9 protein-coding genes and 4 tRNA genes are annotated in these 11,949 nt (G+C 60.5%); 2 read left to right on the forward strand and 11 right to left on the reverse strand.

What is annotated here, in order from left to right; genetic code table 11:
• Window positions 1-2,227 (forward strand): putative bifunctional diguanylate cyclase/phosphodiesterase (locus ACWR1S_RS13170; protein WP_454563790.1); only part of this gene is annotated, 2,227 nt, incomplete at its 5' end.
• Window positions 2,228-2,313: 86 nt separating this feature from the next.
• Window positions 2,314-4,005 carry an Hsp70 family protein gene (locus ACWR1S_RS13175; protein WP_454563791.1) on the forward strand — a complete coding sequence of 564 codons (1,692 nt, stop codon included), beginning with the start codon at window positions 2,314-2,316 and terminating at the stop codon, window positions 4,003-4,005.
• Here the strand turns inward: ACWR1S_RS13175 and ACWR1S_RS13180 are convergent.
• From ACWR1S_RS13180 to ACWR1S_RS13230, 11 genes are all read right to left on the reverse strand, one after another.
• On the reverse strand, window positions 4,002-6,680 hold the full coding sequence (locus tag ACWR1S_RS13180; RefSeq protein ID WP_454563792.1) for a DUF805 domain-containing protein: 2,679 nt from the start codon (window positions 6,678-6,680) through the stop codon (window positions 4,002-4,004). The genes ACWR1S_RS13175 and ACWR1S_RS13180 overlap by 4 nt on opposite strands.
• Window positions 6,677-7,372, reverse strand: a complete 696-nt coding sequence (locus ACWR1S_RS13185) for a DUF1266 domain-containing protein (RefSeq protein ID WP_454563793.1) — start codon at window positions 7,370-7,372, stop codon at window positions 6,677-6,679. The genes ACWR1S_RS13180 and ACWR1S_RS13185 overlap by 4 nt, the downstream gene beginning before the upstream one ends.
• Before the next feature lie 188 nt (window positions 7,373-7,560).
• Window positions 7,561-8,007: an Hsp20 family protein gene (locus tag ACWR1S_RS13190; protein ID WP_016985252.1), complete on the reverse strand. Its 447-nt coding sequence runs from the start codon at window positions 8,005-8,007 to the stop codon at window positions 7,561-7,563.
• 121 nt (window positions 8,008-8,128) lie between these two features.
• Entirely contained in the window at window positions 8,129-9,088 is a 960-nt protein-coding gene (locus ACWR1S_RS13195) for a tRNA dihydrouridine synthase (RefSeq protein WP_116031011.1), read from the reverse strand.
• 167 nt (window positions 9,089-9,255) lie between these two features.
• The gene (locus tag ACWR1S_RS13200; protein WP_454563794.1) at window positions 9,256-9,705 is read right to left on the reverse strand and encodes an acyl-CoA thioesterase; all 450 of its coding nucleotides are present in this window, start codon (window positions 9,703-9,705) and stop codon (window positions 9,256-9,258) included.
• Between the two features lie 46 nt (window positions 9,706-9,751).
• Window positions 9,752-10,585 (reverse strand): alpha/beta fold hydrolase, encoded by an 834-nt coding sequence (locus tag ACWR1S_RS13205; protein ID WP_454563795.1) that lies wholly within the window; start codon window positions 10,583-10,585, stop codon window positions 9,752-9,754.
• Window positions 10,586-10,615: 30 nt separating this feature from the next.
• Entirely contained in the window at window positions 10,616-11,155 is a 540-nt protein-coding gene (locus ACWR1S_RS13210) for a TetR/AcrR family transcriptional regulator (RefSeq protein WP_007913421.1), read from the reverse strand.
• Between the two features lie 182 nt (window positions 11,156-11,337).
• Window positions 11,338-11,413, reverse strand: a tRNA-Glu gene (locus ACWR1S_RS13215).
• Window positions 11,414-11,492: 79 nt separating this feature from the next.
• Window positions 11,493-11,568: transfer RNA gene (locus tag ACWR1S_RS13220), tRNA-Ala, on the reverse strand.
• A gap of 52 nt (window positions 11,569-11,620) precedes the next feature.
• Window positions 11,621-11,696, reverse strand: a tRNA-Glu gene (locus tag ACWR1S_RS13225).
• Between the two features lie 80 nt (window positions 11,697-11,776).
• Window positions 11,777-11,852 (reverse strand) — tRNA-Ala (locus ACWR1S_RS13230).
• Between the last annotated feature and the right edge of the window lie 97 nt (window positions 11,853-11,949).

Here is an 11,949-nt window from a genome sequence, read left to right on the forward strand (position 1 = left end):
GGGCGGGGGGGAAATTTATCCGCGGCCCGGGGGGGGCCCCCCGCCGGGGGGGGGCTCGCGGTATCTGGAAAGCCGCGCCCGCCTCTACCGCGACGACAATGGCGCGCCGCTGCGCATGGCCGGCACACTGCTCGACATCACCGATCAGGTCGAGCGCGAGCAAAGGCTGGTGGCCTCGGAAGAGAAATTCGCCACGCTGTTTCAGGTCAGTCCCGACCCGATCTGCGTCACCCGCCAGGACAGTGGCGAGTTCATTGAAATCAATAACAGCTTTACCCAGACCTTCGGCTGGAGCGCCGCCGACGTCATCGGCCACACCGCCGAAGAAATCGGCTTGTGGGACGCCTCGGCGAAAAGCCTGCAACGCATCGAACGGGTGATCCGCGAACAGGGCCTGAGCAATGTCGCGATCATCGTCCAGCACAAGGACGGCCAGTCGCTGACCTGTGTGATTTCCAGCCGGCAGATCAGCGTCGGCGATCAGCCGTGTATCGTCACCACCCTGCGCGACATCACCCAGCAGCAGCGCTCGGAAGCGGCGCTCAAGGCCAGCGAAGAGAAATTCGCCAAGGCCTTTCACTCAAGCCCCGACGCGATCACCATCACCGAACGCGACACCGGGCGTTATCTGGAGGTCAACGACGGCTTCTGCCGCCTCACTGGCTATCGCGCCGAAGAGGTCGTGGGCAAAACTGTGTATCAGGTCGGCATCTGGGCCGAGGAGAAACAGCGTTCGGCGTTACTGGCCGAGCTGCAGATCAAGGGTCGCGTGCACCATCAGGAAATGCTCGGGCGCAACAAACGCGGGGAAATGCTGACGGTGGAGGTCTCGGTCGAGCCGATCACCCTCAATGAAACCGCGTGCCTGCTGCTGACCGCACGGGACGTCAGCCTGTTGAAAAACGCCGAAGCGCAGATTCGTCATCTGGCCTATCACGACCCGCTGACCAACCTGCCCAACCGCGCCCTGCTGATGGATCGCCTGAGCCAGCAGATCGCCTTGCTCAAGCGTCACAATCTGCGCGGCGCCTTGCTGTTTCTCGACCTCGATCACTTCAAACACATCAACGATTCCCTCGGTCACCCGGTCGGCGACACCGTGCTGAAGATCATTACCGCGCGGCTCGAAGCCAGTGTGCGCATGGAAGACACGGTCGCGCGCCTCGGTGGCGACGAGTTTGTCGTGCTGCTCAGCGGCCTCGAAGGCTCGCGCAATGAGGTCAGCGTGCAGGTGCGTAATCTGGCCGACACTCTGCGCGAATTGCTCTCGGAACCGATGTTCCTCGACGGCCAGCGCCTGCAAGTGACGCCAAGCATCGGCGTGGCACTGATCCCCGATCACGGCTCAACGCCGACCGACCTGCTCAAACGCGCCGACATTGCGCTGTATCGGGCCAAGGATTCCGGGCGCAACACCACGCAGATGTACCACAACACCATGCAGAAAGCCGCCAGCGAGCGACTGCGCATGGAGACCGACTTGCGCCTGGCGCTGTCGCGCGGTGAATTCAACGTGCACTTTCAGCCGCAGGTGGATGCCCGCGACAACCGCATCATCGGCGCCGAAGCCCTGGTGCGCTGGAATCACCCGGAACTGGGTGCGCAGTCGCCCACCGAGTTCATCAAGGTGCTGGAAGACAGCGGGCTGATTCTCGAAGTCGGCACCTGGATCCTCGACGAAGCCTGCAATGCCTTCAAACAACTGATCGCGCTGAAGCTGGTCGACCCGCTGAATTTCAGCCTCTGCGTGAACATCAGCCCACGGCAGTTCCGCCAGAACGACTTCGTCGAGCGCATCGAACACAGCATGAGCAGCCATGGCCTGCCTTGCTCGCTGCTGAAGCTGGAAATCACCGAAGGCATCGTCATCCAGAACCTGGAAGACACCATCAGCAAAATGCGCCGACTGAAAAAGCTCGGCGTGAGTTTCGCCATGGACGACTTCGGCACCGGTTATTCGTCGCTGACTTACCTCAAGCGTTTGCCGGTCGACACGTTGAAAATCGATCAGTCGTTTATCCGCGATGCAACGACCGACCCGAACGATGCCGAGATCATTCGCGCAATTGTCGCCATGGCCCGCAGCCTCGAGCTGGAGGTGATTGCCGAGGGCGTGGAGACCCCGGAACAACTGGCGTTCCTGCAAGGCTTGGGCTGCCATTTGTATCAGGGCTATCTGCACAGCCGTCCGGTTGCGCTGGAGGATCTGAAAAAGCTTCTGCCATAACCGGTGCACGTTGCAACAGAAGCGCAATTGCCACGCTTTGCGCCAACCTGTAGGGTCGCGGTTTTTGCGCCGTTTCGAGATCTGTCATGCAGGATGCATCCCTCCCCCGCCCGGCTCTGCTGGGCATCGACCTTGGCACCACCAACAGTCTGATCGCCGTCTGGCAGGACGGTCAGGCCCGCCTGATTCCCAACGCCCTCGGCGATGTGCTGACGCCCTCGGTGGTCAGTCTCGATGAAGACGACACGATTCTGGTCGGCAAAGCCGCCCGCGCCCGCCTGACCACGCACCCGGATCGCACCGCTGCGGCGTTCAAGCGTTTCATGGGCAGCGATAAACGAGTCCAGCTCGGCACACGTCAGTTCAGCCCGGAAGAGTTGTCGGCGCTGGTCCTCGGTTCGCTCAAGCAGGACGCCGAAGCCTTTCTTGGCCATCCGGTGTCGGAAGCGGTGATTTCCGTGCCGGCGTATTTCAGTGACGAACAACGCAAACGCACACTGTTTGCCGCCGAACTGGCCGATCTCTCGGTGACACGCCTGATCAACGAGCCGACCGCCGCTGCGATGGCTTACGGGCTGCATGAGCAGAAATTCGAACGCACACTGATCTTCGATCTCGGCGGCGGTACTTTCGACGTCACGGTGCTGGAATACGCTTTGCCACTGATCGAAGTGCACGCCTCCACCGGCGACAACTTTTTAGGTGGCGAAGACTTCACTGCCGCGCTGTTACAGGCCTGCCTGAAGCACTGGCAACTGACCCCGGCCATGGTCGATGCGCAAAGCATGGCCAGCCTCGGTGATGCGCTTGAGCAGCTCAAATGCAAACTCGCTGAAGGCATTCAACAACTGAGTTGGCGTCACGCCGACAAGACGTTCGAATGGTCACTGGACGAAGCGGCTGCGGTAAAAATCTGGGAGCCGCTACTGGCGCGTTTGCGCGCGCCGATCGAACAAGCCCTGCGCGATGCTCGCCTCAAACCTCGCGACCTCGACAGCCTGGTATTGGTCGGCGGCGCCACGCGCATGCCGGCAGTCCAGCAAATGGTCGCCACGCTATTCGGGCGCCTGCCTTACCGGCATCTTGATCCGGATACCATTGTTGCGCTCGGGGCGGCGACGCAAGCGGCGTGCAAGGCGCGCGACGGGGCGGTTGAAGAGTTGATTCTGACGGATGTCTGCCCGTATACGCTGGGGATTTCAACTATGCGTGGCGGCGACATCAAAGGGGCTTTCTCGCCCATCATCGAGCGCAACACCATCATCCCGACCTCAAAGGTGGAGCGTTATCACACGACCTCTCCAGGCCAGGAACTCATCCGTATCTCGGTCTATCAGGGCGAACGTCCGTGGGTGCGCGACAACATTTTCATCGATGCCTTCGATGTCAAACTGACGCCCAGCGAGCATATCCAGGCGCTGGATGTGCGCTTCAGTTATGACATCAACGGCCTGCTTGAAGTGGACGTCACGCTAGCGGAGACGGGCGAACGCCACAGCCACAGCATCGATCGCAGCCCGACCGGGCTGGACGCGCAATCACGTCAAGCCAGCCATGAGCGCTTGACCTCGCTGAAGATTCATCCGCGCGACACCCTGCCCAACCGCACCTTGCTGGCTCGACTGGAACGGGCGTGGACACAAAGTCTTGGGGAAGAACGCCAGCGCATTGCCGACTGGCTGGACAGCTTCACCACGGTGCTGGGCGGCCAGCGATCGGAAGAGATCGCCAGCCACCGCTCACAACTCAACAAGGTACTCGATGAGTTGCGCCTCTAGCCGTTGAGCCGGCGCAAAGCCGCCTGCAACCCACCGGACAACGTGTCCTCACGATCACTGTCCGGTGGCACGCCATAGCGATTGGGTAATTTCTCGCCGGGGAAACCGAACAACACCAACGGCAGAAACGGCAAGACCGGAGACAGTCCGGCCAGAAGCAAGAACGTCGCAACGCCTCGCCCCATATCATGCAGGCGGCGCAGGATGGCGCTTAACAACAGCACCAGCGCAAGGGCCAACACCCCGTAGGCGAATGCCATTGATCCACTGAACAATGCCAACAGTGGCGTCAGCAGCAAGGTGGCAATGACCTGACCGATAAATGCCTCACGGCCCAATCGCGTGCCGATACGCCAGAACGCCATCGCCGGCGTCGGGCGAGTGTCGGCTTTGGCCAGCAGCAAACGCTCTGACCACGACAACAGCGCACTCAACGCAAAGCGCAAACCGAGGCCATTTTGCCCATCGTCCTTGGCCCGCTGCAGGCGCAGCAGAATTTTCTGCCGTGGCACACCAGCACTGCCGTAGGCCACCAGGTCCTTGAGCACATCCAGGGCCAGATAAAACGCAGCGCAATCGTTAACGCCTTCATCCGTCAGCGCCTGACGTGGTGGGCGCGTCGGTTCGCCCTTGATCAGGCCGTGACGGAATCCGTCGAACCAATCCTGAGGATTGACCACCTCGGTGATGCTTTCGAGCAGGTATTTGCGTTGTTGCGCATTGAGTAACGGATCGTGATACAGCACGCCTGCCGCGAGCATGCGGCCGAGCAGATCCTCGCTGAAGCTGCCGACATCGCTGCGCATGCATTCGAACAAACGGTCATTGCTCAACAGCCGGGTGCTGTCGAGCGCCTCCTGAACGCTGAACAACTGCCGCGCGAGCAAGGCATGCACCGGATCTGCCGCCTGCAACCAGCCCAACAGACCACTGGCACTCCCCTGTTCACGGTTCAAGCGGCAGAGCAACGGCTGCAAACGTGCCAGTGGATGTTCACGCACAATATTCATCGCGTCGATGCAGTGCGCCGATTGCGCACCCAGCCAGCGCACCGGCTCGTTGAGCGTAGCGAGCAGGTACAGCGCCTGACGGTGCCACTCCCAGACATCACAATGGCCATCGATCAGCGGGAGGCGCAGGCCTTGTTCGGCCAGTCGCGCTTGCAGCTTGAGCCCATCCAGCACCGCGTCGCGCTTGTTGAGACTGAATGCCTCGTCCAGCCGCGCCAGCGACTGGACGTCATAGGCGCGCAAACGCCGCATCCACCGCAAGCTGAGCTCCAGCGGTTCGCCCTTGTGCAGTTCGGGCGCGAGTGCAGTCGCTGAATCGCCGGCCAGAAAGGCCTCCAGCGCCAACGGAATCGGCGCCTGGGTCAACCAGCAGATCTGCTGATCTGCCTGATAGCGGAAACCCTCCAGGATCAGTTGATCGATCACGTCCGGCGGCTCGGGCGCCGCCATGATCCGTTGCAGCAATGGCACATCACCGCGATGCAAAGCCCAGGCGTGTTGATAGAGGGTTTGCAGCGGCCGGTCATCGCTGTCAGTGATCAGCCACGCCAGCAACGGCAACTCATCCTCGCTGATACGCCACTCGACGAAGGCATCGGCGATGTCTTGCAAGTCGAGTTGCCGCGCCCGGAACCAGCGGCCCAACGTTTCCGGGCGCTGCGATGGACTGCCATATTCCTGGCTGACATCACTCAGGTTATCGGACCAGTCGCGGAAGTTTTCCAGACGATCGAACGCCTGAATCAGCAGCGGCAAGCGTTGCGGCTGATGACGCGCGCACAGCGCCAACAGCCAGGTCGCGGCTTTCGGGTGCTGATGTTCACGCCAGAGCTGCACCCAGGCCTGGAGCGCCAACTCCTCCATGCCCAGCGCGCTGCGCTGACTCGCCAACAGATAGAGCCAGTCGACATTCTGCGGCGCGAGTCGATGCTGCTCACTGAAAATGTCGAGAAAGTCTTTGCTGGCGACGCCGGCCTGACTGGACTGTATTGCCAGACGCTGCATCAACTGATCATCCGCAGGCAGCGGGATACAGGTATGCAGGCTGGCGAAATAGCGGTAGTCGTCCAGCGAGGCTTCTCGGTGCAGGTGATTCAGCGTGCGCACATACCAGAGCGTTTCCAGTTGCGCGACAGCGGGCCAGTGGCTCATCAACGCGGTGTCGAACGGATCCGCCGCGTCGATACGCTGCAAAAATTCGTCGACATGCCGTGCGTTTTCGAAATCCAGATCCAGCAGGCGGCTTGCCCAGCCCAGCCGTTGGGCCAACAAGCGTGCGCAGACGTGGGAAATCGGACCGGCGTCGAGCAACTCGCGCAACAATGGCCAACACACCTCGTCCAGCACTTCCAGCGGCAGACGATCGAGCTCAAGGTTGAACGCCTGCCAGGCCGCAGGATGGAAGCGACGCGTTGAATCAAGCAGCAAGGCGTCGAAATCCGCCATCGTCTGATCGGCAGGGCTTACCTCATCATCGGCCGGCTCATCCGGCTCGGGAGTTTCCTCACGAGCGAATCGAAGCGCCAGCTCATAAGCCTCGCGCAGTGCCTGAAAACCTTCCGGGTCGGTTTCCGGGTGGTGTTGCGGCAGGCGCGCGCGATAGGCAACGCGAATGGCGTCGTTGTCTTTGGTGGGCTCGATACCCAAGCGAATCCAGCAGCTCATGACCAGTCAAACTCCCCTAGCGAGTCGGGCCGTTCGGGTAGATGCAGGGGCATGTCCCACGGCAATTGCGCGAAAAACTCGCGGGCATCGCGGTCCAGCTTGGTGATGACCACGGTGGTGCCGATGTAGTCGCCCTGCCGATCGTATTCGTGGCTGAGCTCTTCATCTTTGTTGCCGAGGCAATGCCAGAACGCTTTGCCGAAGACAAAGCCGTTCAGGTAGCTCGTCCAGCTGTCGTAGTAGTAACGCGCGCGCGCCGCCATGCGACCGTGCAGCCAGAGGCTTTCAGTGAGATCGATCCAGCCGTGCAACACCGCTGAGCGCAGCAGAAAGCCCATGCGACCAATGTCCCAGGCACGGATGCCGCCGGAACCGCACTCGCCAAAGGTACGACTGGCTAGTTCGTAAAAGGCGCGCTGGCGGGTGTCGAGTGTTTCGAGCAATGCCTGCCATTCAGACGGCAGACACCGCTCCCACTGCCGATAGGCTTCGTTCAACTGTGTTGCGTGGCCGGTGTCAGCCGTACTGAGCATGTCCAGTAGTTGCTGGCGTGTGGTGATACCCCAACCGCCCTCGACATCGACGTGTTTGAGATCGAAACAATAGGTGGGTGCGGCGTAATCGGCGTCGGGATTGAGGGCGACCAAAGGCGCAGAAAGCGCATACAGCCAGCGCTGTTCCAATTCGTCCATGAACAAAGGCTCCGGGGCCAGCGGGAATGAGGGAGTGCCGGCCTTGTTGGCGCGGATTGTAAAGAGCCACGACAGCAGCGGCAAACGTTGCGTCGGCTTTCTTGCGCGCACAAAAAAGGCCCCGACGTATCGGGGCCTTTTTTGTGCGGCTCATCGCCGGTTCAGGCGATTGTGTTGCGGCACATGACTCAGTGCTGCAACGCCGGTTTCTGCACCCCGTTGATCGGGATGCGTTTGGCTTTCGCTTCTTCCGGGATCACCCGCAACAGGTCGATGCTCAGCAGACCGTTGCTCAGGTCCGCAGCCTTGATCTCGATGTGATCGGCCAGACGGAAGGACAGCTTGAACGCACGCTGGGCGATGCCCTGGTGCAGGAAGGTCACGCCTTCGTTGGCATCACGTTTGCCGCCACTGATGGTCAGCACACCTTTCTCGACTTGCAGCTCCAGGTCTTCTTCCTGGAAACCGGCGGCGGCAACGACGATACGGTATTGATCATCACCGTGTTTTTCGACGTTGTAAGGTGGGTAGCTGCTGCCTGGCTCGTTGCGCAGGGCGGTTTCGAACAGGTCGTTGAAACGGTCGAAACCTACCGAGGAACGGAACAGTGGCGCGAGGGAAAATGCAGTACTCATGGTTCAAATCTCCTGAAAACAATCAGCAAGGTTTTTTGACTCCGCGACCCGAATTCGGCATCGCGTAACCCTTAGATAGGGACCGCTGAAATGATTTCAAGAGAGTATTTGCAGATTTTTTTCAGGCCGCTTCGGCAACCGGCAGACCGAGCAAACGCGAGACGTGATCCGGCTCCGTCTCACGGCGCAGGACGGTGAACAGCTCGGTAGCCTCAGGATAATTGCGCGTCAGCATGGCCAGCCATTGCTTCAAGCGGCCCGGCGATTGGCGTGCGGTCATCTGCGCTTTGGCTTGCAACCAGAAGTCCTGGATCAGCGGCATCAGCTCGGCCCAGGTCATCTCGACGACTTCCTCACCGGCACGGGCGGCGGCGATCTGCTTGGCCAGATCCGGGCGCGACACCAGACCGCGACCGAGCATGATGTCTTCCACGCCACTGATTTCGCGGCAGCGGCGCCAGTCTTCGACGCTCCAGATATCGCCGTTGGCAAACACCGGGACTTTGACCACATCCTGCACGCGCGGAATCCACTCCCAATGCGCCGGCGGTTTGTAGCCGTCCATTTTGGTTCGGGCATGCACCACGATGTGCTCCGCGCCGCCCTCAGCCAATGCGGTGGCGCAGACCAGCGAACCGTCCGGACTGTCGAAACCGAGGCGCATTTTTGCGGTGACAGGAATGTGCGCAGGTACGGCACGGCGCACGTGCTCGACGATCTGGTTGAGCAGTTCCGGCTCTTTGAGCAGAACCGCGCCACCACGGGATTTGTTCACGGTCTTGGCCGGGCAGCCGAAGTTGAGGTCAATCACTTCAGAGCCGAGTTCGCAGGCCAGTGCAGCGTTTTCCGCCAGACACACCGGATCGGAACCGAGCAATTGCACGCGCAATGGCACACCGGACGCGGTGCGCGCGCCGTTGAGCAGCTCCGGGCCGAACTTGTGGAAATAGGCCGGCGTGAGCAACTGATCGTTGACCCGGATGAATTCGGTCACGCACCAGTCGATGCCGCCAACACGGGTCAGCACGTCGCGGAGGATGTCGTCGACCAACCCCTCCATGGGCGCCAGAGCAATTTGCATGGGAAAACACTACTTGAAGAAAAAACGTGCGGCAGTTTACTGGATATCGCACAAATCCGCAGAACAACACATTTCCCTTGTAGGAGTGAGCCTGCTCGCGATAGCGGTGTGTCAGTCAAAAAATATGTGACTGACACACCGCTATCGCGAGCAGGCGAAGGCCTACATTAGATTTTCGCAGATTCTGAGATATGGATCGCCGGGCCATAGCCTTCGATGAACTCGGCCGGCATGCGCTTGGGCTTGCCGCTGGACAGCTCAATGCACACAAACGTGGTCTGCGCACGCAACAGCGTGGTGTTGTCACTCGGACGTTTGAGCTGGAAATGCCGGGTCATTTTCAGGCGCTGATCCCAATCGACGATCCAGGTCGCCAATTGCAGTTCGTCGCCTTCATAGGCGGCGGCCAGATAATCGATCTCGTGACGGACCACGGCCATCGCCCGATCCAGCCGCCGATACTCGACCAGATCCAGCCCCAGACGCTGCGAGTGGCGCCAGGCGCAGCGCTCTAGCCAGGTCACGTACACCGCGTTGTTCGCGTGCCCCAACCCGTCGATGTCCTCGGCGCCTACTTGCAGATCAATGGTAAACGGCGTTGCCCGATCCCAGCCCATGCCCCACTCCCGGTCAATGTATTCAACCGGGGCAGTGTAACGGAGCTCAGGCCGATTGGCGCGCCTGAAGGCTGCGGCCGGCCAGCAGTGATAACACGCCATCAACCACCCGAGGGTCGGCCAGCACGCGTTGATGCCCGCCGCCTTCAAGACGCAACAGGCGGCTGTCGAACCAGGATTCGTGGATCAGTTGCGATTCCTTGACCGAGACGAAATTGTCGTCTTCGGCATGCACGATCAGACCGGGCATATCCAGTTGATAATGCGCAACATCCAGCGTGGCGGCGCGCATACCGACATCTTGCTCGACCTGGCGAATGAAGGCGGAACGGGCTCGCGGCGGCATGCCGACGTAGCGGGCAAACCCGCGCAGCACACCGAGAATGCGTGCAGGCGCGGCGATGCTGACGAGGGTTTCGGTGCGCAAGCCCAATTGCACCGCGAGCATCGCGCTGGCGCCGCCCATGGAATGGCCGATCACTGCTTGCAGTGGCGGTAATTCGGCAGCGGCTTCGAGCATTGCCCGAGCGAACAACACGACATTGGCTTCACGCCCCGGCGAGCGACCGTGGGCCGGACCATCGAGCGCGACAACGGTGTATCCGGCGTCGACCAGCGCAGTGATCAGCGCGGCGAACTGGGTGGGCCGCCCTTCCCAACCATGCATCAGCAGCACGGTCGGGCCTTGCCCCCAGCGCAGCGCCGAGAGACCGAAGCGCAAGGTGATGCGCTCGGAATTGGCCAGCAACGGCAACTCCCAATCCCGCAGAGGCAGCGATCGCGGCGTCATGAACGCCAGACGCATTTTGCTCGCTACCCGTTGCGGTGCAATCCAGCCCAAGGTGCCATTAACGCCACGAACCCACTTCAACGTGTTCATCGCTCTCTCCTCAGGCCTGTTGCCTTCAGGTCAACGCACCGCCGACTTGGCAGCGCGCAGCAATCGATCGGATAAATCTCCCGGGCCCAGCGCCCTGGCGAGGGCCAGACCACCCACCATCAAGGCCACGTCGGCCAAGGCTTTGTCGGTGTCCTCAGGGCTGGACGCCAACTGCGCAATCATCAACTCCAGGTGTTCGTTCAGCGCGATGCGGAACGATTCCGGCAAACGACCCAACTCACCGATGGACGCTGGAATCGGGCATGCCGCGTCGCTGGAATCACGGTGCTTGCGCGACAGGTAGAACGCTGCGACCAGGGCGCGACGCTCTTCGCCGGTCAGTTCGGCATCCATGTCGGCAATCAGGTCGCGGCGGCGACCGAGCAGTTGCTTGAACGCTTCGAGCATCATTGCGTCCTTGCTTTCGAAGTGCGCATAGAAGCCGCCAACCGTCAGGCCGGCCGCGCCCATCACTTCGCCCACGCTCGGGTCGGCCGGGCCACGCTGAATCAGTGCGGCGCTGGCAGCCTTGAGGATGCGTTCGCGGGTTTGAGCTTTTTTATCGTTCATCGTTGCCTCCGAATATTACGACTAGAATATTATTCGCATAATAATATTCTGCAAGTCAAGGATATGACCGCTGGTCTGAAGCACAGTGTAAGGAAAAAGGAGAATTGGCCAAACGCCAGACAAACAAAAGGGCCATTCAATAATTGAATGACCCTTATAAAATCCCGCAGAGCGGGTAATCGTGGCGTCCCCTAGGGGACTCGAACCCCTGTTACCGCCGTGAAAGGGCGGTGTCCTAGGCCACTAGACGAAGGGGACACAAACCTTCTATACAACTGATCAGCGCTGAGAACTGATCGATTCAAGGCCGGTGTGGCCAGACCTTGAACGTGTAAATTGGTGGAGCTTAGCGGGATCGAACCGCTGACCTCCTGCATGCCATGCAGGCGCTCTCCCAGCTGAGCTAAAGCCCCGATTTATCGCCTCGCGGCGGAGTGACATTTCGCAACATCACTTCTGTAAAACTGGCGTCCCCTAGGGGACTCGAACCCCTGTTACCGCCGTGAAAGGGCGGTGTCCTAGGCCACTAGACGAAGGGGACGCAAACCCTTCTATACAACAGACCAACACTGAGTGCTGATCGCTTCAAGGCCGGTGTGGCCAGACCTCGAAGTGTAAAATTGGTGGAGCTAAACGGGATCGAACCGTTGACCTCCTGCATGCCATGCAGGCGCTCTCCCAGCTGAGCTATAGCCCCTCATCGTTGATGTCATCGCTGAGGACGGGGCGAATCTTAAGGGCGTATCGAAAGCCTGTCAAACTTATTTTTGAAAAATTTCAAAGTTTTTCGTCGG

This window comes from Pseudomonas sp. AIG (genome assembly GCF_977020205.1).